Genomic DNA, 23,277 nt, shown 5'->3' on the forward strand with positions numbered 1-23,277 from the left:
TACCCAGCCGCCCAATGCCCGCCACCGTTCCAGCTGGTGGCGGGCACCTCCGTGGTCGAATCCAGCCTCATGAGAGGTCTCAGAGCAGGGACGGCACGACGATGAGGTCTTCCTTGTCGAAGGTCAGTTCGCTGACGACGTCTACGACGCCCTCCACACCGCGGATCGACTCCACGAGGGCAGTGGCCTGGGAGTTCCACTCGACCCTGCCACCGAGCGTCACGACACCCTTGTCGAGCTCGATCGAGAACGCCTCGCGGTCAGGCAGCAGCGCGGTGATGTCCGCCATCAGGTCGACGGCCGGACGGGTGAAGACCCGCAGTACGTCACGCTGATGCAGCGTGCCGATGATGCGCCCGGTGACCGGGTCGATCACGGGCAGTTGCTTGACGCGCTTGTCGTGCATGAGCCGCGCCGCGTCGCGGACGGACGCGCCGGGCGTGACGGTGATCGCCGGAGTGGTCATGAGCTCTTCCGCTTTGATGCCCGCGGCCTTGTGGTGTTCCTGGCGCTGATGGCGCGACTCGAAGATCGAGACGCTGTGCCGTACGGTGTCGGTCTCCTTCAGCAGCAGATCTTCTTCGGAGACCACGCCCACAGGCCGCCGGTCGGCGTCGATCACGGTGACCGCGCCGACGGCATACCGCTTCATCGCCCCCACGATCTCGGCGAACGGCGCGTCTTCGAGGACGGCGATGGCCACGCGTCCCATGACGTCCTTGACCTCGATTGTCATCGTTCTCACCTCTCCTTCACCTCCCAGGGTCCGCTCCAGCGGCGAAGGTCGGTAGCGGCGAACGTCCCACATCGCCGAGGGCCTAGGTCCTGACCTGCGGCGTCACCTCGACAGCGGGCTGGCGGTCGTGTTCCGTCCGACCTCGCCACGGGTAGCGTCCTGACATGGGTTGTTCGAAGCGCTCCTCGCGGCCAAGGGCGGGGGGTTCCAGTCGGCTCGGGCTCCAGTTGTGCGTGCTCCGCCCTCCCTGCGGTGAGGCTCCGGTCGGCGGCGTGCCCGGTCTGTCCGCGAGCCGGTCATGAACCCATGGGTCCTGTCCTACGAGGGCTTCGACCCCGCCTCCGAGAGGCTGCGCGAGGCGCTGTGCACGCTGGGCAACGGCCGGTTCGCCACGCGCGGCGCGACCCCTGACGGCGAGCTGCGCACACCGGGCACCTACGTCGCGGGCTGCTACGACCGCCTGGACTCCACCGTCGCAGGGCAGAGGGTGACCAACGAGGACCTGGTCAACCTCCCCGACTGGCTGCCACTCACCTTCGCCACCCAGGGGTCGGACTGGTTCCGCCCAGAGCGGGCCGACCTGCTGGACTACCGCCAGAAACTGGACATGCGGCACGGGATCCTTTACCGGGCGCTGCGCTGGCGCGACGGCTCAGGCCGCGTCACCGCGATACGGCAACGCCGCCTGGTGTCCATGGCCGACCCGCGCCTGGCCGCCCTGGAAACCATCTTCACGGCCGAGAACTGGTCGGGCCCGCTCCGCGTCCGCGCCACCCTGGACGGCAGGGTCACCAACAGCGGCGTGGCCCGCTACCGCGAGCTGCGCGGCGACCACCTCACCGGTCATGACACCGGCGACCAGAACGGCCTCACCTGGCTGACCGCCGTCACCCGCTCCTCCCAGATCACCGTGGCGCTCGCCTCCCGTACCGACGCCGCCTTCCCCGCCCGCGAGATGATCCGCGAAGGGGGCCGGATCGGCACGGACCATGTGCTCGACCTCGCGCAGGGCGAACCCGCCACACTGACCAAGACCGTGGCCCTGGTGACCTCGCGCGACTGCGCCATCCGCGATGCCCGCTCCACGGCGATCCGAGCCGTACGGATGGCTCGGCCATTCGACGCGCTGGCGGCGCCACACGCGGCGGCCTGGGAGCGGCTGTGGCAACGCGCCCGGGTCGAGATGGACGCCCCGGATCTGGCGCAGATCGTTCACCTGCATGTCTTCCACCTGCTGCAGACTCTCTCCCCGCACACCGCGGACCTGGACGTGGGCGTGCCCGCCCGCGGACTGCACGGCGAGGCCTACCGGGGACACGTGTTCTGGGACGAACTGTTCGTCCTGCCCTGGCTGAACCTGCGCTTCCCCGAGACCTCGCTCGCCCTGCTCCGCTACCGGTACCGGCGGCTGCCCGAGGCTCACGCTGCGGCCCGGGACGCCGGATATGACGGGGCGATGTTCCCCTGGCAGAGCGGCAGCGACGGACGCGAAGAGACCCCGACGTCGCACCTCAACCCCGCCTCGGGACGCTGGCTGCCCGATGGCTCTCACTTGCAGCGGCACGTGGGGCTGGCCATCGCCTACAACGTGTGGCAGTACTACCTGGCGACCGGCTCGATGCCGCTCTGGTGCGCGGAGCTGCTGATCGAGATCGCCAGGTTCTTCGCCTCGCTGGCCGTACTCGACCCCGCATCGGGACGGTACGAGATCCGCGGCGTCATGGGACCCGACGAGTATCACGAGCGCTACCCGGGTGCTTCCTCACCCGGCCTGGCCAACAATGCCTACACCAACGTCATGACCGTGTGGCTGCTGCTGCGCGCCCGGGACACCCTGGACCTGCTGCCCGAACTCGCGGCCTCCGCGCGGGAACGGGCCCGCTGGGACGACATCACCCGCCGCATGCGGGTCGACTTCCACGACGGCGTGATCAGCCAGTTCACCGGCTACGCCGACCTGCTGGAGCTGGACTGGGCCCGCTACCGCGGTGTGCGCCGCCTCGACCGGGCCCTGGAGGCCGACGGCGACGACGTCAACCGCTACAGGGCGGCCAAGCAGGCCGACACGCTCATGCTGTGCTACCTGCTCACCTCCGACGAGTTGGTCGGGATTCTGAATCGGCTGGGCTATCCGGTGGAACCTGGCCTGATCCCCCGCATGGTGGGCTACTACCTCGACCGCACCAGCCACGGCTCCACGCTGAGCGCCGTCGTACACGCCTGGGTACTCTCCCGCTCCGACCGGGCCCGCTCCTGGCAGTACTTCGCCGAGGCGCTGTTCAGCGACATCAAGGACGTCCAGCACGGCACCACGGCCGAGGGCATCCACCTCGGCGCCATGGCCGGCACGCTCGACCTCCTGGAGCGCTGCTACCTGGGCCTGGAGATCCACCGCGACGGCCTGCACCTCAACCCACTGCTTCCCGACCGGCTCGGTGTGCTGTCCATGCCGATCCGCTTCCGCGGCTCCGAGCTCTTCATCGACGCCGACCACCGGCAGGCACGCATCAACGGCGTGGCAGGACCGACCTTCACCAGCGAACAAGGAGACACGATCATGGCAGCCACCGGCGACCTCGGACGTCGCATCGCCCATCACCGCGAACGACTCGGTCTGACCGTCGAACAGGTCGCCGAACGCGCGGACATTTCACCCGGCTACCTGCAATACCTGGAAGAGCAGCCCGGCACGCCCACCGCCGAAGCCATATACCGCCTGGCCGGAGCCTTGGAAACCATCACCGAAGACCTCCTCGGCGGCGGCGTCGATCGGCCGCCCGGCCGCGGCCGCGCCAAGGCGGCTCCCACGCTGGAGAGCCTGGACCGCGACGAATGCCTCAAGCTGATCGAGCCCGGCGGCATCGGCCGGGTGGCCTTCAACGGCTCCCACGGCCCGACCGTACTGCCCGTCAACTACAAGCTGCACCACGGCTCCATCGTCTTCCGCACCGCATCCGGCGGCCCCATGGACCAGGACCTGCGCACCGGCCTTGAAGGCGTGGAGATCAAGGTCGGCTTCGAGGTGGACCGGATCGACGAGGCCCAGCGCGAGGGATGGAGCGTCCTCATCCAGGGCCCCGCCCATCACATATCCCCCGACGAACTGCCGGAGATCGCCGACGTCACGCCGTGGGCGGGCGGCGAGCGCCACCTGTACGTCCGCATCGTCCCGCACCAGATCACGGGCCGCCGCATCCACCACCTCTGACAGTCATGCTCTAGGGGCGAACGTCCTCTTCCCGGAGGCGTAGAACAACCCGTCTTCACGGGTCCTCCGGTCCCCGCGGAGAGGACTGGCGCATCTGCTCGGGCGCCGGGGGGCGCGGCAGAGTTGGCAGCACGCCAACGACATGCCAGAGGAGCTGACTGAAATGCGGACCACCCAGATCACCATACGCCCGAAGCCGGCACGACCTCGACCCGAGATCGACCGCCGTACTCCGTCCGGGCGACCCCTCCCGTTCCAGACGCCGCGAGCCCGAGTCAGACGTCCTCGACAGGCTGTACGAAGACACCGCCCGCGTGCAGGGGAAGGCGCCCGCTGGGTCCTAGCCGACCAACAACCGCTCCTTGATCAAACCACCCCGAACAAGACAGTCGGCAGCGGGACTTTCAGCGCTATCGGAACAGGGCGTCGTCGACGGTGAAGCGGATGAACTCGCCCTCGGCCCACCGATCGGTGCCGGGCCACCAGCCGCCCGCCAGGTAGGCCGGAATGGTGAAACCGTCGAATTCGATCTCGCGTCCGCATTCCACCCCGAACACGTGGTCGCGGTACCGGCCCTCCCCGGGATCACCCCAGCGGGACATCGTGACGCGCTCCAGCGCGCCGCTGGGCGCGATGGTCAGGGTCACGTCGTGATCCTCGGTTCCCACGGGAAGGCTGGCGATGGCATGGCGGTCGTCGATCGGCTTCCACCGTATCCTCGGGTCGAGTGCGGCGGCGGGCGCCATGACGAACTCACATGCCAGCCGCCCGGCGGCGCTTCTGGTGATGTCCGGGCCGGCACCCGACATCACGGGGATGAGGTCCAGCAACCGCCAGCGCATCTCCCCCTGACCGGCGCGATACCGGTCGAACCCGTGCACGGGTAGCAATCCCAGGTACGCAGTTGCCGACCACACGAAGCCCTCCATCGGCAGGAGTACCTGCTGGGCGCGGAAGTCGCGCCAGGTGCTGAGCCGGATGGAGCCGTGCATGTCCAGCACCACCGCACGCAACAGGGGTGTCCCCGGAGCGATGGCGTGCAGCACCCAGCGGCGCGCCGGTTCCGGCAGGTGGCCGGCCTGTGCCGGGTCGAACTCCTGGGCATCCTTGGTCTGCGCCTGCAGGAGGTCCCAGTCGTGGCAGGCGGTCTCGGTCATGTACGGCGGGGCGACGATGACACTCATGACCGCCGCCAAGGAGTCTGTACCACGGCCACCGGACAGCAGGCCCGGTGCAGGACACCGTGGCTGACCGACCCGAGTGCCGCCGAGGCGAAGCCGCCCAGTCCGCGTGATCCGACCACCACGAGCGCCGCCTTCTCGGACGCCCTGGCCAGGACCGGGACCGGGTGGCCCGGGACGATCGACTCGATCACCTCGACGTCCGGGTACTTCTCATGCCACGGCGCCAGGCGCAGCCGGATCTCCGCCACCTCCTCGCCCGGCGCACCGGTCAGGAACGGGCCGTACCCCGCGGGATGTGGGGCGAGCCTCGGTGTCCTCTGGCCGTACACGACACGAACCGGCGCGCGCCGCGCCCCAGCCTGTTCCAGGGCGTATTCCAGCGCCGACTCCGCGAACGGGGAGCCGTCGAAGCCGACCACGATCTCCCGATGGCTGCCGGGGACGGGCATCCGGACGACGACCACCGGGCTGTGCGCGTGCCCGGCCAGGCCGAGACCCACCGAGCCCAGCACCAGTCCGGCGAATCCGCCGAGCCCTCTGCTGCCCACGACCACGCTGTCGGCCGTCTCCGACTCGCCCTTCAGCCGCTCGATCACCGCGCCCGTGACCACAGCCGTCGAGACCTCCAGTTCGGGAGTGAGCCTCCGTACCTGCTCCGCGGCCTGGTCGAGCAGGTACGTGCACCGCTCGGTCAGAGTCTGCCGGTCACTGGCCCTGGTGGACGGATGCTCCGCCGCCCATGGCTCTCGCACGAGCACGATCCGCAACGGAAGCCCCCTGCGGGAGGCATCATCGGCGGCCCAGCCGAGCGCCGATCCGGCCGATGGCGATCCGTCCACGCCGACCACGATCGCTCTGCTCATCGTCATCCTCCTTCAGGTTTCTCCGCCCGGATGTGGCACACGCCCCCGGTTTCCTTACCTCCAGCACACACCTATCGGCCCGCGGCTCCATGACGGTCTCAGGACGCCGGGACAGGGAAGGACGAGGCGAGGTGCCTGCCCCATTGCCTGGCCCGCTCCACCTCGCCGACCACCAGCGGCCCCTGAGTTCCGGTGACGTAGAAGCTCTCGGCGGGCGAGGCCAAGGCCAGGCCGAGCCGACGCAGTCGCTTGGCGACACCGCGCGCGGCCGAGCCGGGCATGCGCGGCTTGGCGATCCGCGTGTCGAAGGCGGCCGAGGCGAGTCTGGCCGACGGCGACCGAACAGTGGCCAGCCACTCCCGCACCCCCTGCCCTTGGGAGAGCACCCGGCCCTGCTGGACGGCCGATTGCCGGGTCGAGGCCCTGCTCATCCCGAAGGCGTGCGTCGGGCCGCCGACGACGAGCAGGCCGAGGTCCTCCCCGACCGAGGCGGGCGCGGAGCCGACCTCCAGGACCTCTGTCCTCATCGTGGTGGCCAGCCCCTCCGCCACCGCCTCGGCGATCTGCTTGGTGTTGCCGAACATGGACTCGTACACGATCAGCGCGTACATCTCCTGCCTCTCCTTCGAACTCAGCTCCGCGCCGGTATCACAGGTTCGAGGTGGAACATGCCGGTCACCACCTCGCCGCCCTCTTTCAGGTGATGGCTACGTCCGGCCACCGCCGACACGACATCGCGGGCGGTGATCATCCCGACCAGTCCCTGACCGGACACCACGGGTACGGCGTCACAGCCGGCGTCGGTCATCACGGCCGCGACCTGGGTCAGCGGGTCGTCCGGCCGCACCCGCGGCCTGCGCTCACCGACCAGCAGCTCGCCCACCTGGCGGTTCGACTGTTCCTGCGGACCACCCGACCAGGAGGCGGCCAGATGCTCGCGCGATAGGAGGCCCACCACGTGCTGCCCCTCGACGACCGGCAAGTGATGCACACCGGCGCGGCGCATCAGTTCCCAGGCCATCAGCGGCGACTCATCCGGCTTGACCGCCACCAGGATGCGGCTCATCACCTGCTCGGCGGTCAGCGACTCGATGTTCATGGCCTCTCCTCGCGGGGCCGGACGATCGCGACCGGGCAAGTGGCGTGGTGCAGTACGGCGTGACCGACCGAGCCCAGCACCGCCGAGGCGAAGCCACCCAGCCCGCGCGACCCGACGACGACCAGGTCGGCCGTGGTCGCGGCGTTGATCAGGGCGCCGGCCGGGTGCTCCCACAGTTGCGCATCGGTGATCTCGACGTCGGGGTTCTTCTCACGCCAGGGGACCACCCGCTCGCCGGCTATCCGGACCTCGTGCTGAAAGGCCTTCTCCAGCAAGCTGTTGTAGGCGGCTGCGTACGGCGAGAAGATCGGCTGCTGCCAGGCATACAGGACATGCAGCCGCGCTTGCCGGGCCCGGGCCTGCTCGACGGCGTACTGCATGGCGGCTTCGGAGTGCTCGGACCCGTCGTAGCCGACGACGATCCGGCCGTGCTCTTCCTGGCCGGGCCCGCGTACGATCACGACCGGGCCCCGCGCGTGGCCGGCGACGGCCATGCTGACCGAGCCGAGCACCATGCCGCCGAAACCGCCGAGCCCCCGGCTGCCCAGCACCACGCTGTCGGCCGACGCGGACTCATCGATCAGATCGTCGATCACGTTCCCGGCACGCAGTTCCGTCGTCACCTCGACCCCGCCGGCCAGCTCACGCGCCCGGTCAGCGGCGACCTCCAGCGCACCCGCGCAGTACTTCGTGCTGAGCTCGCCGACCCCGTGCGGCCACTGCTCGCACACATGTACGAGCCGCAGGTCGAGCCCTCTGCGCCGCGCGTCGGCGGCGGCCCATTCCACTGCTGCTGTCGCCGGCGCGGACCCGTCCACACCGACCACGATCCGTCCGGTCATCACGCATCTCCTTCACGAGCTCAACTCACACCTCCAGCCTCGCGAAACAGGAGGCCGGCCGCCGGAGGACGAAGTCCCGAATCCGAGTGCCATTGGTCCCAGAGCTAGCCGGCACGCAGGACTTTGATCGGGCTGTAGGCGCGGCCGAAAGGCAGCGATGGAACGGGACCTTCGTCCCTATTCAGGCCGACCCGTTCCGGCCAACGTGAAAGGTGAAGACAACCAGGAGGCATGATGAAGGCGCTCATCTACCACGGTCCCGGCCGGCGGTCCTGGGAGGAGACTCCCGATCCGCAGCTGATCGAGCCCACCGACGCCATCGTCCGTGTGGACGCGGTCACCATCTGCGGCACCGACCTGCACATCCTCAAGGGCGACGTGCCCACTGTCGAGCCGGGCACGATCCTCGGCCACGAAGCGGTCGGCACCGTCACGGCGACCGGAAACTCGGTCGGCACCGCCAAGCCGGGAGACCGGGTGCTGGTGTCGTGCATCTCGGCGTGCGGGCGCTGCCGCTACTGCCGTATCGGCATGTTCGGCCAATGCCTGGGCGGCGGCTGGATCCTCGGCCACCGCGTCAACGGCACCCAAGCCGAACACGTCCGCGTGCCGTTCGCCGACACCTCCACCCACCTGCTGCCCGACGGCGTCACCGACGAGGCCGCGCTCATGCTCGCCGACATCCTGCCCACCGCCTACGAGGTCGGCGTGCTGAACGGCCACGTACGGCCAGGCGACACGGTCGTGATCGTCGGAGCCGGGCCGATCGGCCTGGCCGCGATCACCACCGCGCAGCTGTTCACGCCCAGCCACATCGTCGCCGTCGACCCCGCCCCCTCACGGCTGGAGGCCGCCAAGCAGCTGGGCGCGGACCTGGTCGTGGGCGCGGGCGACGACCCGGCCGGCGCGATCGCCGAGCTGACCCGAGGGCTGGGCGCCGACGTCGCCATCGAAGCCGTCGGCCTCCCGGAAACCTTCGAACTCTGCACCCGCCTGGTACGCCCCGGCGGCCACGTCGCCAACGTCGGCGTCCACGGCACACCGGCCACCCTGCACCTCGAAGACCTGTGGATCCGCAACCTCACCATCACCACCGGCCTGGTCGACACCTACTCCACGCCGACCCTCCTGGACATGATCGCCGCCGGACGGCTGGACCCCGCCAGGTTCATCACCCACCGCTTCGCCCTGCAGGACATGGCCGCCGCCTACGAGACGTTCGCCGACCCGGCGGCGACCGGAGCTCTCAAAGTGGTCCTGTCCCGCGGTTGACGCCGGTCCGGCCGCACTACGAAGGAACCGCGTGCACGCCCAATTCCGCGCCCACGGCGTGGCCAGCACCTGAAAGGTTGATCCGCTCCGATCTGCGTGGTCCTGGCCGGCTCCCCGCCGCGGCCCGTCCGGGCCCCGTTGTCCTGGCCCGGAGCCCGACGACTCATGACGCCCGCTCACTCCGGGGCCGGACCACTGCGACCGGGCAGGTGACGTTGCCCTTGCGCAGGTCCGTGGTCACCTCCGCACCCGGCGCCGGCTCGCGCGCCCGATTGGCGGCCTGGAGCGCTTCGGCGCAGTACAGCCTCATCCAGGCTGACACCGGATGCCGTTGGTCCATCATCTCCAAGTTTTGGGGCTTCTGGCCCTGCCCGGTTAGCCACCGACGGGCTGAAATGGAAAAGGGGGAATGTACGATGCCTGATCTGATCGTGGTGGGTGTCGATGGTTCGGTGCCCGGATTCGACGCCGTGGCATGGGCGGCCGACGACGCCTTTCGGATGCATGTGCCGCTGCGTAACGTCTGTGTGGTGGAAACCTGGCCGTACCAGGTGCCGCAGATTCCCGCCCCTGAGTGGGACGAGGCGCTGATCGAGAACGCGCGGAAGGTCCTGGCACAAGCCGAGGAGATCGCGCGCGAACGTCAGCCTACTATCGAGGTGAGCACCGAGCTGATGACCGGAACACCGGCGGCCGTCCTTCGCGAGCAGGCCGGCGACGCAATCGAGCTGGTGGTCGGTAGTAGAGGGCTGGGTGGCTTCGCCGGGGCTGTACTCGGCTCGGTCAGCATGAACGTCGCGGGCCAGGTGCCGGTTCCGGTGGTCGTCGTCCGGCCAAGGGCCGCTGTGGCCCACGGTGAGATCGTCGTCGGTCTCGATGGCTCCCCCACGTGCGAGCCCGCCCTGGCCTATGCCTTCCGGCAAGCCGAACTGCGCGGAAGCACATTGCGGGCGGTATACGCCTGGGCCCTGCCGTTCGCACTGGCCGCCGGCTTCTCCTGCGACTTCGAAGCGTTGCGTGAGGCCCAACAGCGCGTCGCCGAGGAACAACTCGCGTCGTGGCGGGAGAGATACCCACAGGTCAAGGTGATCGCGGACGTGCGGTGTGCCCACCCCGTCGATGCGCTCGCCGCCGCCGGTGACCGAGCCGACCTGCTGGTCGTCGGCTCGCATGGCAGGAGCGCGATCGGGTCGATCGTCCTTGGCTCGGTCAGCCGAGGCGTCTTGCACCACGCACACTGCACGGTGACGGTGGTGCGCGCCAAGGACGCACCTACTCCGGCGCGCCGGTAGCCTCTGCGAGTTCCATCTCCATGACTTCCAGCCGCGCGTTCAGGTCATCGACTCATGCCCGGTCTTGCCGGTATCTCGGTTGGACTCGGAATCACCACCATCCCGCAAAACCGGGTCGGTGACAGCGGTGGACTCGGCTCCCGTTTCGACGGTGACGTGCTGATCGGGCGGGAGTGGCGGCGCCGGGAGCAACGCCGGCGGGGTCAAGCGGCGCAGCCGGTTGGCATTGCCCACCACCGACAGCGACGACAGTGCCATCGCGGCGGCAGCGAAGACCGGGCTGAGCCGGATGCCGAGGAAGGGGTAGAGCACCCCCGCCGCGACCGGGATGCCGACCACGTTGTAGACGAATGCCAGGAACAGGTTCTGCCGGATGTTGCGCATCGTGGTCCGCGACAGCCGTACCGCGGTAACCACTCCGCCGAGCGCGCCGGAGATCAACGTGATGTCGGAGGCCTCGATCGCCACGTCGGTGCCGGTGCCGATGGCGAAGCCGACATCGGCCTGGGCCAGCGCGGGCGCGTCGTTGATGCCGTCGCCGACCATGCCGACCCGCGCCCCTTCTCCCTGCAGGCGGGCGATCTCGGCAGACTTGTGCGCGGGCAACACCTCGGCCAGCACCCGGGTGATGCCGACCTGGCGGGCGATGGCCTCGGCCGTCCGCCGGTTGTCCCCAGTGATCATCACCACCTGAAGTCCCAGCCGTTGCAGAGTCGCGACGGCCTGGCGGGAGTCGTCCTTGACGGTGTCGGCCACCGCGATCACCCCAGCGGGCTCGCCGTCTACAGCGACCATGATCGGGGTACGGCCCGCCCGGGCGAGGCGATCGGCCTCTTCCTCAAGCGCCGAGGTATCGCCGAGCAGACGCTTCCCGCCGACCAGCACACGACGCCCCTCAACGGTCGCCGCGATGCCCTGCCCAGTGACCGATTCGAACTCCGACGGCTCGGTGAGGATCAGGCCGCGCCCGGTCGCGCCCTCGACCACGGCCTGGCCCAGGGGGTGCTCGGAGGAACGTTCGGCACAGGCGGCCAGGCGGAGCACCTCATCGTCTGCCCAGTCACCGTACGGAACGACGTCCGTGAGCGCCGGCTTGCCACGAGTGATGGTGCCGGTCTTGTCCAGGACGATCGTGTCGAGCCTGCACGCGGTTTCCAGGGCTTCGGCGTCGCGGATCAGGATGCCGGACTGAGCCCCCTTCCCGGTGCCCACCATGATCGAAAGCGGGGTGGCCAGCCCAAGCGCGCATGGACAGGCGATGATCAGTACGGCTACCGCCGCCACCAATGCCAGCGTCAACGCCGGCGCCGGTCCGGCGACGAACCACACAGCGAACGTCACGATCGCGATGGCGATGACCACCGGGACGAAATAGCCGGACACCAGGTCGGCCAGCCGCTGGATCGGCGCACGGGAGGCTTGGGCGGCCTGGACGAGACGGATGATCTGAGCCAGCGCCGTTTCCGCGCCCACTTTCTCGGCCCTGAACGTGAACGATCCCGTCTGGTTGACCGTCGCGCCCACCACCTCATCGCCCGGACCCTTGTCCACCGGGATCGACTCGCCGGTCACCATCGACTCATCCAGCGTCGAGCGCCCCTTGACGACGACCCCGTCGACCGGAACCTTCTCGCCCGGCCGTACGACCACCACATCGCCCGGCACGACGTCCGCGATCGGAATCTCGATCTCCGCACCGTCGCGCTGGATCCGGGCAGTCCTGGCCTGCAGACCGATCAGCTTGCGGATCGCCTCGCCCGTGCCCGCCTTGGCCCGTACCTCCAGCAAACGGCCGAGCAGGATCAGCGTCAGGATCACCCCGACGGCCTCGTAATAGACGTCACGAACCCCCTCCGGCAGCAAGCCGGGCGCGACCGTGGCCAACAGGCTGTAGCAGAAGGCGGCACTCGTACCCAGCGTGATCAGGCTGTTCATGTCCGCCGAGCGGTGCCGCAGAGCGAGCCAGCCCACGCGATGGATCGGCCAGCCTGTATAGAACATCACCGGCACGATCAGCGCGAGCTGCACCCAGCGGTTGAGCAGGAACTCCGGGATCCATCCCGCCCCGAAGAGCTCATGCGCCATGACGACGATCGCCACAGGCAGGGTCAGCACAGCCCCGACCAGGACCCGACGCGACAGGTCGGCGATCTCGGCACGCCGCTCCGTCGCCTCGACATCCTGCGAAGGCTGTTCGGCCAACGAAGGTGCGGTACCCGCGGCGACATCGTGACCGCCGTCGGAGCCCGGTTCGACGATCAGGCGGCCGTGCACCATGTTCATCCCGCAGGCGAAGCCGTACTCCCCCGCACTGCCCGGCGGCAACTCCACGGTGGTCTTGGCAAAGGCAGGCAGCGTCCGGCTGACGCCGAAATCGGCGAACACCACCCGGGAGGTGCAATCCCCGCTCTCTCTCCGGTTGAAGGTCAGCCGCACAGGGGTGCCCTGCCGTACCCGGATGATGTCCGGCGAGAAGCCGCCCCGTACGACGATCTCGATCTCCTGTACTCCGTCACGCAGCTCGGCCAGGCTGCTCTTCCTCGGCCCGAAGAAGTACCAGCCGAGGAAACCCAGCAAGGCCAGGGAGATACCGATCACGACCCAGTCGGTGGAGGTCACGGCTGCCCTGCCCCCTTGTGATCCTCGCCCTGACGGTCATGCTGCGTGTCGCCGTCGTGGCCGCTCATGGATCGCATCATCATCAGCATCATGAGCGGGCAGCCCAGCAGGACGACCACGAGCAGGACCGTACTCGGCGGGGCGCCGGCCCAGACGGCCGCGATCGCGGCCACGGCGGCGACAGCCGCCATGATCAGGTGCTGCTTCGTCATGATGACCTCCGTGGGTTGTGGCATACATGCCGTTGGCGGATCGACCCCATGACCGTCGTCACGAACACGATGAGCACGAGGATCCTGAGAACGACGAGTACGGGGGATCGACGAAATACCAAGCACGTCGGTCTCCCTCCGTCCTTCTCTACTACGCTCTCGCTAGCATGTGACGGAGACTTCCCCTGCGGCTATAGCAGAACGTCCTGATGATAAGGGTCGAAAGTCCCACTAACCATGTACTACTGGCCGTAGTAGATATAGACGAAGCACTTCATTTCGAAGCCACACGCCGGACCTCGATGAGTGCCTGCACCGCGTTCCCGGCGTCCTCGGCCCGCCCGGACTGCGGCACCGTGCCTCCGCAGATGCACCCCGGCCCAGCCACCTCGATCGGATGGCGTTGGTCCCGGGGGATGGAGGCCCAACGGCCCTGGTCCGGACCACGGACCGAGCGCCAAGTTGGAAGCAAGACACCTGCAGGAGTGAAGGAGCGAGATGAGATCTTCGATAGCGGCGGCAATCGCCGCCGGGGCGTTGCTCGCCGCCGCTGCCGTCGGCGGGGCCGCCCTCGCCACCGCCCACCACCAGCCCACCGCAACCGCTGCGGGATGGCAGCAGGCCGGCTGGCCGATGGGTGGGATGCACCGAGTGACGATGGACAACGAGGCCGACTACCTGGCCCAGATGGTGCCCCATCACCAGGAGGCGGTCGAGGCGGCCGGCCAGCTGCAGCGTTCGGGCCGGGCCGAGATGCGCGCTATGGGCGCTTCCATCGTCAAGACGCAGGCTGCCGAGATCACCACCATGAAAGCATGGCTGGCCAAGTGGTACCCGGGCCGCGCGGCCGCGAGTTACCGGCCGATGATGCGCGATCTGTCCAAGCTGTCGGGCGACGCACTGGATCGAACGTTTCTCGAGGACATGATCGGCCACCACATGGCAGCGGTGATGATGTCGTCCAGATGCACCAGCATCTGACCGACTGGTTCGACGGGCGCTGGCGGATGCCCTACGGACTGTGAGGACGGCTACGTGGCTCCACCATCGCGTGGGCGCTCCAGCCGAACCCGCGGATCGTCCAGACGGCGACAGCCCGCCGCGGGTCAGGCTTCCACGCCGAACTCGACCACGGCACGGCCGCGCAACCTGCCGTCGCGCAGCAGTTCCAGGGCCTTCGCGATCTCGGACAGGTCGAACCGTTCGACCTCCACACTGAGCTCCCCCGCGGCCAGACGCTCGATCAGCGCCGGGGCCACCTCGCGAGCGCGCCGCTCGTGCCGGACCATGTTGACCGGAAGCAGCGCCACGTCGTCGAGCAGCCAGGACGGCAGATCGACGGTGACGGACGCCCCCAGCACGTAGCCGATCACGACGGCCCGGCCGCCGGGACGGACCCACCGCGAGCGCTCGACCAGTCCGCTCCCACCGAGCGTGTCGACCAGCAGGGACGCCGAGCGCGCCGCCGCCAGCTCCGCGACCGCCTCGGCGTCGTCGGTGACCACGCCGCGGATCCCCTCGGGCACCTGACCGAGCTGGTCGGCCCGGCCGACCACCCCGGTCACCGTGGCTCCGGCCAGCCGGGCCTGCTGAGCCACCATGGCGCCGACCGCGCCGGCCGCGCCGGTCACGATGACCTCCTCCCCCGGCTCCAGGCGGGCGACGTCGTTCAGGGCGACGTACGCCGTGGTGGTCGGTACGAAGAACGACGCCGCGACCTCCGGGGGCAGCGGCGACGCCAGCGGGGTGACGGCCTTGGGAGAGACGCTGAGGCGTTCGCGCCAGCAGCCGTCGCGCAGCAGGCCGAGCGCGCCACCGCGAAGGAGCACCTGCGTGCCCGGAGCCAGGGTGTCGGACTCCAGGACCTCCCCGGCGGCCTCGACCCCGCCCACGTACGGAAGCGGGGGCTTCATACCGAAAGACCCGCCGGCGACGGTCAGGTCCAGATGCCCCAGCGCCGCCGCACGTACCTCGACCAGCACCTCTCCGGGCTTGCGTACGGGCTCGGGCAGCTCCTCCACGACCGGCGCGGCCCCCCACTCGTGGAAGCGGGCCGCGCGCATCAGCCGCGCCCCTTGCCGGAGAAGCCCGCCGCCGAGCTCTTGGCCAGGAAGGCCAGGCTGAGCGGGTTGTAGCGGGCGGCCTGCTCGTGCTGCGGCCAGTGGCCGCACTCCTCGAACAGCTCCAGCTCCGAGCCCGCGATGGCCTCGTGCATGGCGGTGGCCTCCGGCACGTCGCCGAACGGGTTCTTGCGGCCCCAGACGATCAGCGTGGGCTGGGTGATCTTGGCCAGATCGTCGCGGCGAAGGATGTTGCGCAGGCGGGTGTCCATGTCCTGCAGGCATAGCAGATTGTCGAGGTTGTCGACGAACTCGGGCTCGTGGTAGATGGCGTGGCGCACCTCCACCAGCTCCTCGGTCGCGTCGGCCGGGTCGGCCATCAGCAGCCGCAGCCGCTTGCGGGTCAGCTCCACGTCATCGCTGACCACGGCCTCGCGGGTGCTCGTCCGGATCCGCTTCATGACCTCGGGGTTGGCCACGGTCCCGCCCGCGCAGAGCAGCTGCAGGCTGGCCACGCGGTCGGGGTGGTCGATGGCGGTACGCCCGCCGACCCAGCCGCCCAGCGACTCCCCCACGATGTGGGCGCGCTCGATGCCCACCGCGTCGAAGTAGGCCAGCAGGTGGTCGACGTAGCGCGGGATCTCGTAGGCGTAGTCGGGCTTGCCCGTGTAGCCGTGGCCCAGCATGTCGATGGCGTGGCACTCGTAGTCCGCCGCGTGCGCGGGCAGGTTGCGGGTGAACGCCTCGAGGTGGCCGCTGGTCCCGTGCAGGAACACCACGGGCTCGCCCGACCCGGCCCGGAGGCTGCGGGTGCGCACTCCTCCGGCGTCCACGTACGAGACGCTCAGGCTCAGGGGGCTCAGTTCGGTCCAGATACTCATCGTCACCTTCAGCGGTCGAGAGCGGGCTTGTCTTGGTTGATGCGGTGCACCTGGGTGTTGCTGCGGGCCGCGAGCAGGCGGCCCAGGATCGCGGCCAGCGCGACGACCGGCACGGCGATCAGCAGCTTCGTCGATCTGGACATGCTCATCTCCATGGATCCTTGAGGGAGTTCAGGAACCCGGTGACCACCGCGTGGTAGGCGCCCGGTCGTTCCTCCTGCAGGTGGTGCGAGGCGTGGTCCATGATGTGCAGGTTCCCGCGCGGCACCATGCGGGCGAGCATGAGCGGATAGTCGGGGGTGAGGAAGGCGTCCTGCATGCCCCAGATGAACAGCGCGGGCGCCTGGATCTGGCCCAGTTCGGCGGTGAGGTCCTGCCATTCGCCACGGGGTGAGTCCGACATCGCGGCCAGCTCTCGCTCACCGGGGTCAAGGCTCTGCTCGTAGCGCAGGTCCAGGGTGGTCTCGGGCAACTTGTCGCCGTCGTACCACTCCAGCCGGGTGATGAGGTCGCGCATCTTCTGCCGCGTGGGCCCCTCGCCGCCGTAGTAGGCGTCCCGGGCTGCGCGGCCGCGGCGGCCGTTCTCTGGCAGCGGCGCGAGCGGGCCGTAGAACACCGGCATGCTGCCGGTGATGACCAGGGAACGCACCCTTTCGGGGTAGCGGGCGGCCAGGCACAGCGCGATGGTGCCGCCCCAGGAGTTGCAGACGAAGTCGGCCTGCTCCACACCCAGCGTGTCCATGAGCGCGACGGTCTTGGCCGCGTGGAAGTCCCACATCGGGCCGGTGATGAGGCACTTCTCCGACTTGCCGTACTGCAGGATGTCGACGATCAGGCAGCGGCGGTCGGCGGCGAACAGCGGCGCCACCGGGCCGAAGTCGCTCCATCCGGTGCAGCCGGGGCCGCCGCCGTGCAGGAAGATCGTGTCCGTCCCCGAGCCCAGGTCGAGGTAGTGGTATTTGACGCCGTCGGCGTCGGCGTACGAACCGGTGGGGGGTTCCATATCGCCTCCTTTGGTTAGTCGCTGATCTCGTCGATCTCGGCGCGGGTCCGCGTGGTGGTGTCGACGGCCACCCGTACGAGCACCTCGCACAGGCGGCGCATGGCTCTGACGTCGACGGTGTTCATCCCGCGGGCGAAGTCGACGTCGAACTCGGTGGAGACGACCTTCGGCATGCCCACCCGGGCGGTCGGGATCCCCCGCGCGCGCAGGATGTTGGCGTCGGTCGCGCCGCTGTTGCCGTCGATGGGCTCGTGCGGGCGACCGGCCACGCTCTCCCAGGCGCGGACGGCACTGCGGACGACCCAGTCCTCCGGCGGCGTGCGCGTGCCGGGGATGGCCAGCACCATCTCGACCGTCAGCTCCACGCCCAGCTCGGCCGACAGCCCGCGGACGTACTCCGCCAGCTCCCGCTTGGCCGCCAGCGGCGTCGTGCCGGGCGCGATCCGCAGGTCGAGGCGGATGCGGCAGGCCGCGGGCGTGACGGCCGGCATGCGCTCCCAGCCGCCGGCGATCGAGCCGATGATCCCCTGAGGCGCGGCCGTCGCGGTGCGGTGCCGCTCGGGATAGGCCGCCAGCCACCCTTCCAGGCGCGTCACCACCTTGGCGGCGGTCACGATCGGATTCTGGTACGGCAGGCGGTGCCGGCTGCCGGCGTAGGTGTGGATCCCCGGTACGACGATCTCGAACCAGCACAGACCGACCTCTTCGTGCGCGACGAAGTCACCCGGTTTGGCGATCACGGCGTAGTCGGGCTGCCAGCCGCGTTCGAGCAGGAAGGAGCAGCCGACGCCTTGCCCGGTGTTCAGGCGGCCGGTGCCGTCGATGGCGTTGGTCGGCATGCCGCCCGCTCCGAAGGCGACCAGCAGGTCTCCGGCGAGCCGCGCGCCCACCGAGGCCAGGGCCTCGCCCACCATGAGGACGCACGCCGCGTGGCCCTTGGGGTTGCTCGCGCCGAGGCCGGTGACGTAGGGGCCGTCGCACTGTGCCTCGGCCCGCATGTCGGGGCGCAGCCCGGGGCCGATCCACGGCACGTCTTCGTCCGGGTCGCCGGTGGTCAGGGTGTCGATCGGGGCGTACAGCATCAGGTCGGCGCCCGTACCGTCGCCCCTCAGCCGGCCGATCGCGTTGGCCTGGCCGTCGTCGATGCGCTGCAGGTGCGACTCCAGGCCCGCGGCGGCGAGCCGTTCGGCCAGCCGCCGGGCCAGCGGCTCCTCCCCTCCGGTGGGGCTGGCGATGGAGGTGACCTCCACCGCGGCCTTGCGCAGCCGGGCCTCGGTGATCGTGGCGAGGGCCTGGGCCACCATCCGCTCGCGCTCGTCCTTGTTCATATCGATCCGGCGGGCTCGATGATGGCCACCCCCATGCCGGTCAGCCATTCCGGCATCGGCGCGTAGGCCAGCGTCCGGCCGGGTGCGAAGCCCAGCGCCGCCGCCATGGTCAGCCAGGTACGCAGTTCCTGGCCGCCGTTGCCGGCCACCGCCTCGATCTCCGCCGTTGACAGGTTCGCGTACCGCGCCAGCTCGCCCTTCTCCAGCGCGGCGAGGAACTCCTCGTCGAACTCGGGAAAGATGGTCGGCCGGGCGGCGGTGATGATCTGCCGCCGGCGCGCGTCGTACCGTTGCCAGTCGCCCCGGCCCTCGCGCCAGGCCTCCACCAGGAACTCCTCGTCCTCTCCTTCGGGGTCCTGCCAGCGGCTCGGCCACGGGAGCCGGTGCGACAGGCCGCCCGAGGCGATGACGGCGACCCGCAGCTCGTCCGGCAGCGCCGCCACCGCGGCGGCGATGTTGCGCCCGAGCTCGACGCAGCGCCGCATGAGCGGCAGCGGCGTGGCGAACACGTTGACCACCAGCGGGATCACCGGCACGTCGAGGTCACGCAGGAGGTACTGGATCGCGTGGCTCTGACCGTGGTCGATCTGCAGCTTCGCCGAGATCGCCACCTCGGTGCCCGCCGCCACCAGGGATTCGGCGACGGCCTGGGCGACGGCCGGGTTGGTGCGCTGGGGTCCGGACGGCGTCCCGGCCTCTCCGGAGGAGAGGACCTGGTCCACCCCGAGGGTGAAGGCGGGGATCAGGTCCAGCCAGAAGCCACGGAAGTGGTTCGAGCCAATGATGATCGCCACGTCTGGACGGGCCGCGGCGAGGGCGTCGCGGGCCGTGCCGAGCGCGTCGCGGAACCGTTCGGCGTCGTCTTTGTGCTCGACCTGGTCCCAGTGCGTGTTCATGAGCGTGGAGTGGGACGCGCCCACGCCCAGGACGATCCTGGCCATCAGCCGGCCTGCTTCGGAGGCCGGGCGTCCTGTTTTGGCGGCCGGGGGTCGTCGACGGCGAGCCCGGAGGCGCGCAGCCGTTCGATGCGCTCCTCTGTGACGTCCTCGGCGAGCTTGCGCCACTGCAGGAGCGAGTCGTCGGGACGATAGAGCCGTTCCGGCGGCGCGTCGGTCACCTCGACCATCCATTTGTCCTGGCCGGAGAACTGGCCGTGGAAGAGCCAGCGGACGGCGCCGAGATACTTGGCGTAGAAGGGCAGCGTCTTGACGCCCTTCTCGAAGTTGGCCATCGCGCCGACATAGAGATGGTTGTCGGCGTCGACGGGCACGTAGAACTCGTAGTGGATGAAGGTCGGGTAGACGATGCGCAGCACGCCCGGCATGCTCACCGAGGCGAAGCCGGGGAAGTCCTCGGCGGCGATGGCCGGGTTCACCTTCCGGTGGCTGCCCGTGTTGCCGATGTTGGCGACCTGCTTCGGCGGCTTGAGCTTGAACCACGCCTGGTTGTTCCACTGGCCGAGACCCGGGAAGTCGGCGTCCCAGTGCTGGGCCTCCTGCACCCGGTAGATCCAGCGGCCGCGGCGCTCGATTCGCGTCTCGTTCCACACCGGCATGGCCTTGAACAGCCGCCACAACGCGGTGCGGTGCAGGTACTTCGCGTGCCCCTCGTCATAGCCGTTCTCGCAGGCGAAGCGCCAGTTCCCCTCGCGCGCCTGGATCCGCGCGCCGATCACGGCGGGGTTGTCGCGCAGCTCCTCGGGGAGCTGATCGTCGATGGGCGGCGCGTCCTCACCGTCCCCCACGAAGATCCACACCATGCCGAGGCGCTCCTCGACCTCGTAGGTGGGCTGGGTCACCTTCCCGCAGATCGGCGACTGCGGCCCGTCGGTGATCGCCGCCTTCAGATCGCCGGTCTCCAGGTCGAAGGTCCAGCCGTGGTACGCGCACGAGATCGTGCCGGGGAACTGCTGATTGCCGTAGCTCAGCGGCACGCCCCGGTGCGGGCACCGGTCCTTGAGCGCGTACGCCTTGCCGCCGTCACGGATGACGACGATGCGCTCGCCGAGCAGGGTGATCGCCTTGGGCTTTCCCGTGATGTGCGAGGAGAACGCCACCGGATACCAGTAGCCGCGAAACCCGCTGTCGGCACCCTGGTAGTGGGGCCAGCTCGACCAGTCCTGGCGTCCGGGCAGCTTGCCCCGTCGTGACGGCCGGCGTCTGGCGACACCCCCGCTCGCAGCCGGCGCACCCGCCTCTGCACTCATTCTCGCCTCCGCTTCCCATGGCTTGTCGGATGGCCGGTAGAGGCGCTCAGATGCGCCGCTCGACCACGACACGCAGTTCACCACCGGCCCGGCCGGGCGGCCCAGCGGATCATCCCGCCCAGCGGACCGTGTCCCACTGAGCGAGCCGCGTTCCGGTCAGCGGTCCGCGACCTGCGAGTTCCCGTCGCCGGGGTGTGTAGCTTCCGTGGCTTGACAGGCGACTACCGGGAGGACCCAGGTGGAATCAGCATGATCCAGACCGACATCGTGATCATCGGAGCGGGACCGACCGGCCTCTACGGGGCCTACTGCGCGGGCTTCCGCGGCTTGCGGTCCGTGGTCGTGGACGCGTTGCCTCAGGTCGGCGGGCAGATTTCGGCGCTGTACCCGGAGAAGGAAGTACGGGACGTGGCCGGCATCCCCGGCATACTCGGGCGCTCGCTGGTGGACGCGCTGACGGCCCAGGCGGCGGCCTACGACCCGGTCTACCTGCTGGGCAGGCAGGCCGTCGAGCTGCGCCGCGACGAGAATGAACGGCCTGTGGTGGTGCTGTCCGACGGCACGGCCGTACACGCGCAGGCCGTCATCCTCACCTCGGGCATCGGGACGTTCACCCCGCGTCCGCTGCCGGCCGGTGAGGAATGGCTCGACCGGGGGCTGACGTACTTCGTGCCGGACCCGTCGGAACACGCCGGCCACGATGTCGTCGTCGTGGGCGGCGGGGACAGCGCGGTCGACTGGTCGCTCGCCCTCGCGCCCCTGGCCAGGTCGGTCACCCTGGTACATCGCCGGGCCGCGTTCCGCGCGCACGCCGCGGGCGTCGAGGCCGCCCGGGTCGCGGGGGTACGCATCGTGGTCGACAGCCAGGTGGTCTCCCTGTCCGGCGGCGAGCGGGTCGAGAAGGCGCACCTGCGTACGCGAGGCGAGGGGGACCGGGCCCTGCCCGCGGACTCCGTCATCGCGGCCCTCGGATTCATCAGCGACCTCGGCCCGCTCGCGGACTGGGGCCTGGAACTGCGCGGCAGGTCCGTCCTGGTGGACCAGCGCATGCGGACGAACCTGCCCCGCGTGTACGCGGCCGGCGACCTCACCGAGCACGCGGGCAAGGTCCGCCTGATGTCGGTGGGCTTCGGCGAGGTGGCCACCGCGGTGAACAACGCCGCCGTCGAACTCGACCCCGAACTGGCCCTCTTCCCCGGCCACTCCACGGACGCCGCCTGACCCCGTACCCCACCCAGAAGACAGGAGAGATCCATGAGCTATGTCATCGGCCCGGCCTGCATCGACGTCAACGATCGCGCGTGCGTGGACGTGTGCCCCGTCGACTGCATCTACGTCGGCGACCGCAAGAGCTACATCAACGCCGCCGAATGCATCGACTGCGGGGCCTGCGAGCCGGAGTGCCCGGTCGAGGCGATCTTCGTCGACCGTACGGCGCGCGGCGACGAGACGCGCACGCTCTTCCTCCAGGACGCCAAGGACTTCTTCACCGAGGTGCTGGCCGGCCGCGACGAGCCGCTCGGCAACCCGGGAGGCGCCCGTAAGGTCGGCGACCTCAACACCGACACCGCGCTGGTGACCGGCTACGACGGCTGAAAACCGCGGATGTCCGGAGTGAGCACTTCGGACATCCACGGTCGGTGAACCTTGGCGCGCTTGTCCGGGATCAGCACCGGACATCCGCGGCCATCAGCGTCCGGTGAACCGGGGCGGGCGCTTGTCCAGGAAGGCCTGGAGTCCTTCGGCGGCATCGTCGGTGTGGATCAGCTCCATGACCGCCTCACGCTCCACTTCGAGCGCCTCTTCGATCGGCAGGGCGTACCCGGCGTCCACGACGTGCTTGAGCAGGCCGATCGTCCCGGTCGGCTTGGCCGCCAGGCTCTCGGCGTGCTCGGCCACCACCCGGTCGAAGTCCTGGTCGTCGGCCACCACGTCGACCAGCCCCAGGTCGAGCGCTTCACCGGCCGACAGGCGGGTGCCGTCGATCATCAGCCGCTTGGCCCGATGCGGACCGAGCAGGCGCGGCAGGCGCTGGCTGCCGCCCGCCCCCGGGAACAGGCCCAGGTTCATCTCGGGGAAGCCGATCGTCGCCGAGGCCGCCAAGATGCGCAGGTCACAGGCCAGGGACAGCTCGGCGCCGCCGCCCAGGGCGTGACCGTTCATCGCCGCGATCACCGGCTTGGGTGCCAGTTCGAGCAGGCGCTGCACCTCGATCCAGCGGCGCATCTTCACGTGGTTGGCCGTCGAGAGGTCCCGCATCACGGCGATGTCCGCCCCCGCCACGAAGAAGCGGCCGGTACCGCGGATGACGAGGCAGCGGACCGTGACGTCCTTGGCCAGTTCGGGGATGATCTCCAAAAACTCCTCGATCATCGCGGGGTCGACGGCGTTGGCGGGCGGCCGGTCGATCACGATCGTGGCCGTCCCCCCGTCACGCCGTACGTCCAGGACCGGCTGGTTCATCGAAACTCC

The 23,277-nt window shown here is 69.7% G+C and carries 22 protein-coding genes; 6 read left to right on the forward strand and 16 right to left on the reverse strand.

Annotation, left to right across the window (positions count from 1 at the left end):
* Positions 1-79 precede the first annotated feature (79 nt).
* Positions 80-736 (reverse strand): CBS domain-containing protein, encoded by a 657-nt coding sequence (locus AB0B64_RS52410; RefSeq protein WP_358200016.1) that lies wholly within the window; start codon positions 734-736, stop codon positions 80-82.
* 298 nt (positions 737-1,034) lie between these two features.
* On the opposite strand from AB0B64_RS52410, the gene AB0B64_RS52415 reads away from it, so the two are divergent.
* A complete protein-coding gene (locus AB0B64_RS52415; RefSeq protein ID WP_358199351.1) occupies positions 1,035-3,944 on the forward strand; it encodes a pyridoxamine 5'-phosphate oxidase family protein in 2,910 nt (969 codons plus the stop codon).
* A gap of 410 nt (positions 3,945-4,354) precedes the next feature.
* On the opposite strand, the gene AB0B64_RS52420 is transcribed toward AB0B64_RS52415, so the two are convergent.
* The 5 genes from AB0B64_RS52420 to AB0B64_RS52440 all read right to left on the reverse strand — a co-directional run bounded on the left by AB0B64_RS52420 (position 4,355) and on the right by AB0B64_RS52440 (position 7,932).
* A complete protein-coding gene (locus AB0B64_RS52420; protein WP_358199357.1) occupies positions 4,355-5,128 on the reverse strand; it encodes a DUF6544 family protein in 774 nt (257 codons plus the stop codon).
* Positions 5,125-5,991, reverse strand: a complete 867-nt coding sequence (locus AB0B64_RS52425) for a universal stress protein (RefSeq protein ID WP_358199369.1) — start codon at positions 5,989-5,991, stop codon at positions 5,125-5,127. The genes AB0B64_RS52420 and AB0B64_RS52425 overlap by 4 nt, the downstream gene beginning before the upstream one ends.
* 98 nt (positions 5,992-6,089) lie before the next feature.
* Complete coding sequence (locus AB0B64_RS52430) at positions 6,090-6,602, reverse strand: flavodoxin domain-containing protein (RefSeq protein WP_357952151.1); 513 nt, start codon at positions 6,600-6,602, stop codon at positions 6,090-6,092.
* Positions 6,603-6,622: 20 nt separating this feature from the next.
* Complete coding sequence (locus AB0B64_RS52435; RefSeq protein ID WP_358199387.1) at positions 6,623-7,090, reverse strand: CBS domain-containing protein; 468 nt, start codon at positions 7,088-7,090, stop codon at positions 6,623-6,625.
* On the reverse strand, positions 7,087-7,932 hold the full coding sequence (locus AB0B64_RS52440) for a universal stress protein (RefSeq protein WP_358199398.1): 846 nt from the start codon (positions 7,930-7,932) through the stop codon (positions 7,087-7,089). Before AB0B64_RS52440 ends, AB0B64_RS52435 begins: the two co-directional genes overlap by 4 nt.
* A gap of 231 nt (positions 7,933-8,163) precedes the next feature.
* Between AB0B64_RS52440 and AB0B64_RS52445 the strand changes: the two genes are divergently transcribed.
* Positions 8,164-9,204 carry a zinc-dependent alcohol dehydrogenase family protein gene (locus AB0B64_RS52445; protein ID WP_358199405.1) on the forward strand — a complete coding sequence of 347 codons (1,041 nt, stop codon included), beginning with the start codon at positions 8,164-8,166 and terminating at the stop codon, positions 9,202-9,204.
* A gap of 221 nt (positions 9,205-9,425) precedes the next feature.
* Entirely contained in the window at positions 9,426-10,496 is a 1,071-nt protein-coding gene (locus tag AB0B64_RS52450) for a universal stress protein (RefSeq protein WP_358199416.1), read from the forward strand.
* 39 nt (positions 10,497-10,535) lie between these two features.
* Here AB0B64_RS52450 and AB0B64_RS52455 read toward each other — a convergent pair whose 3' ends face one another.
* Both AB0B64_RS52455 and AB0B64_RS52460 read right to left on the reverse strand, forming a co-directional pair.
* Entirely contained in the window at positions 10,536-13,115 is a 2,580-nt protein-coding gene (locus AB0B64_RS52455; RefSeq protein WP_358199426.1) for a heavy metal translocating P-type ATPase, read from the reverse strand.
* Positions 13,112-13,327, reverse strand: coding sequence for a DUF2933 domain-containing protein (locus AB0B64_RS52460; RefSeq protein WP_358199434.1), 216 nt, complete (start codon positions 13,325-13,327; stop codon positions 13,112-13,114). The genes AB0B64_RS52455 and AB0B64_RS52460 overlap by 4 nt, the downstream gene beginning before the upstream one ends.
* 498 nt (positions 13,328-13,825) lie before the next feature.
* Here AB0B64_RS52460 and AB0B64_RS52465 point away from each other — a divergent pair, with 498 nt between their 5' ends.
* Positions 13,826-14,308, forward strand: a complete 483-nt coding sequence (locus AB0B64_RS52465; RefSeq protein WP_358199444.1) for a DUF305 domain-containing protein — start codon at positions 13,826-13,828, stop codon at positions 14,306-14,308.
* Between the two features lie 125 nt (positions 14,309-14,433).
* Here the strand turns inward: AB0B64_RS52465 and AB0B64_RS52470 are convergent, their stop codons facing one another.
* From AB0B64_RS52470 to AB0B64_RS52500, 7 genes are read right to left on the reverse strand one after another with little or no spacing between them, the layout of a single operon-like run.
* Positions 14,434-15,390, reverse strand: coding sequence for a zinc-binding dehydrogenase (locus AB0B64_RS52470; RefSeq protein ID WP_357952142.1), 957 nt, complete (start codon positions 15,388-15,390; stop codon positions 14,434-14,436).
* Complete coding sequence (locus tag AB0B64_RS52475) at positions 15,390-16,268, reverse strand: alpha/beta fold hydrolase (RefSeq protein WP_357952141.1); 879 nt, start codon at positions 16,266-16,268, stop codon at positions 15,390-15,392. Before AB0B64_RS52475 ends, AB0B64_RS52470 begins: the two co-directional genes overlap by 1 nt.
* Positions 16,269-16,276: 8 nt before the next feature.
* Positions 16,277-16,411 (reverse strand): hypothetical protein, encoded by a 135-nt coding sequence (locus AB0B64_RS52480; RefSeq protein WP_358199462.1) that lies wholly within the window; start codon positions 16,409-16,411, stop codon positions 16,277-16,279.
* A 2-nt stretch (positions 16,412-16,413) separates the two neighbouring features.
* Positions 16,414-17,271 (reverse strand): alpha/beta hydrolase, encoded by an 858-nt coding sequence (locus AB0B64_RS52485; protein WP_358199472.1) that lies wholly within the window; start codon positions 17,269-17,271, stop codon positions 16,414-16,416.
* 14 nt (positions 17,272-17,285) lie between these two features.
* Positions 17,286-18,599 (reverse strand): hypothetical protein, encoded by a 1,314-nt coding sequence (locus AB0B64_RS52490; RefSeq protein ID WP_358199487.1) that lies wholly within the window; start codon positions 18,597-18,599, stop codon positions 17,286-17,288.
* Positions 18,596-19,540, reverse strand: a complete 945-nt coding sequence (locus AB0B64_RS52495; protein ID WP_358199496.1) for a hypothetical protein — start codon at positions 19,538-19,540, stop codon at positions 18,596-18,598. The genes AB0B64_RS52490 and AB0B64_RS52495 overlap by 4 nt, the downstream gene beginning before the upstream one ends.
* Positions 19,540-20,805, reverse strand: coding sequence for a Rieske 2Fe-2S domain-containing protein (locus AB0B64_RS52500; protein ID WP_358199509.1), 1,266 nt, complete (start codon positions 20,803-20,805; stop codon positions 19,540-19,542). The genes AB0B64_RS52495 and AB0B64_RS52500 overlap by 1 nt, the downstream gene beginning before the upstream one ends.
* Positions 20,806-21,054: 249 nt before the next feature.
* On the opposite strand from AB0B64_RS52500, the gene AB0B64_RS52505 reads away from it, so the two are divergent.
* Positions 21,055-22,026, forward strand: a complete 972-nt coding sequence (locus AB0B64_RS52505; RefSeq protein ID WP_358199518.1) for an NAD(P)/FAD-dependent oxidoreductase — start codon at positions 21,055-21,057, stop codon at positions 22,024-22,026.
* Positions 22,027-22,059: 33 nt separating this feature from the next.
* On the forward strand, positions 22,060-22,401 hold the full coding sequence (locus AB0B64_RS52510) for a ferredoxin family protein (protein ID WP_357952134.1): 342 nt from the start codon (positions 22,060-22,062) through the stop codon (positions 22,399-22,401).
* A gap of 93 nt (positions 22,402-22,494) precedes the next feature.
* Here the strand turns inward: AB0B64_RS52510 and AB0B64_RS52515 are convergent, their stop codons facing one another.
* Positions 22,495-23,268: an enoyl-CoA hydratase-related protein gene (locus tag AB0B64_RS52515; RefSeq protein WP_358199531.1), complete on the reverse strand. Its 774-nt coding sequence runs from the start codon at positions 23,266-23,268 to the stop codon at positions 22,495-22,497.
* Positions 23,269-23,277: the final 9 nt, after the last annotated feature.

The sequence above is a fragment of the Nonomuraea sp. NPDC049129 genome (genome assembly GCF_040648495.1).
GTDB lineage: Bacteria > Actinomycetota > Actinomycetes > Streptosporangiales > Streptosporangiaceae > Nonomuraea.

Coding starts and splice junctions, on each gene's coding strand:
- AB0B64_RS52410 (WP_358200016.1), bottom strand. CDS start 736: ATGACAATCGAGGTCAAGGACGTCATGGGACGCGTGGCCATCGCCGTC.
- AB0B64_RS52415 (WP_358199351.1), top strand. CDS start 1,035: ATGAACCCATGGGTCCTGTCCTACGAGGGCTTCGACCCCGCCTCCGAG.
- AB0B64_RS52420 (WP_358199357.1), bottom strand. CDS start 5,128: ATGAGTGTCATCGTCGCCCCGCCGTACATGACCGAGACCGCCTGCCAC.
- AB0B64_RS52425 (WP_358199369.1), bottom strand. CDS start 5,991: ATGAGCAGAGCGATCGTGGTCGGCGTGGACGGATCGCCATCGGCCGGA.
- AB0B64_RS52430 (WP_357952151.1), bottom strand. CDS start 6,602: ATGTACGCGCTGATCGTGTACGAGTCCATGTTCGGCAACACCAAGCAG.
- AB0B64_RS52435 (WP_358199387.1), bottom strand. CDS start 7,090: ATGAACATCGAGTCGCTGACCGCCGAGCAGGTGATGAGCCGCATCCTG.
- AB0B64_RS52440 (WP_358199398.1), bottom strand. CDS start 7,932: ATGACCGGACGGATCGTGGTCGGTGTGGACGGGTCCGCGCCGGCGACA.
- AB0B64_RS52445 (WP_358199405.1), top strand. CDS start 8,164: ATGATGAAGGCGCTCATCTACCACGGTCCCGGCCGGCGGTCCTGGGAG.
- AB0B64_RS52460 (WP_358199434.1), bottom strand. CDS start 13,327: ATGACGAAGCAGCACCTGATCATGGCGGCTGTCGCCGCCGTGGCCGCG.
- AB0B64_RS52465 (WP_358199444.1), top strand. CDS start 13,826: ATGAGATCTTCGATAGCGGCGGCAATCGCCGCCGGGGCGTTGCTCGCC.
- AB0B64_RS52470 (WP_357952142.1), bottom strand. CDS start 15,390: ATGCGCGCGGCCCGCTTCCACGAGTGGGGGGCCGCGCCGGTCGTGGAG.
- AB0B64_RS52475 (WP_357952141.1), bottom strand. CDS start 16,268: ATGAGTATCTGGACCGAACTGAGCCCCCTGAGCCTGAGCGTCTCGTAC.
- AB0B64_RS52480 (WP_358199462.1), bottom strand. CDS start 16,411: ATGTCCAGATCGACGAAGCTGCTGATCGCCGTGCCGGTCGTCGCGCTG.
- AB0B64_RS52485 (WP_358199472.1), bottom strand. CDS start 17,271: ATGGAACCCCCCACCGGTTCGTACGCCGACGCCGACGGCGTCAAATAC.
- AB0B64_RS52490 (WP_358199487.1), bottom strand. CDS start 18,599: ATGAACAAGGACGAGCGCGAGCGGATGGTGGCCCAGGCCCTCGCCACG.
- AB0B64_RS52495 (WP_358199496.1), bottom strand. CDS start 19,540: ATGGCCAGGATCGTCCTGGGCGTGGGCGCGTCCCACTCCACGCTCATG.
- AB0B64_RS52500 (WP_358199509.1), bottom strand. CDS start 20,805: ATGAGTGCAGAGGCGGGTGCGCCGGCTGCGAGCGGGGGTGTCGCCAGA.
- AB0B64_RS52505 (WP_358199518.1), top strand. CDS start 21,055: ATGATCCAGACCGACATCGTGATCATCGGAGCGGGACCGACCGGCCTC.
- AB0B64_RS52510 (WP_357952134.1), top strand. CDS start 22,060: ATGAGCTATGTCATCGGCCCGGCCTGCATCGACGTCAACGATCGCGCG.
- AB0B64_RS52515 (WP_358199531.1), bottom strand. CDS start 23,268: ATGAACCAGCCGGTCCTGGACGTACGGCGTGACGGGGGGACGGCCACG.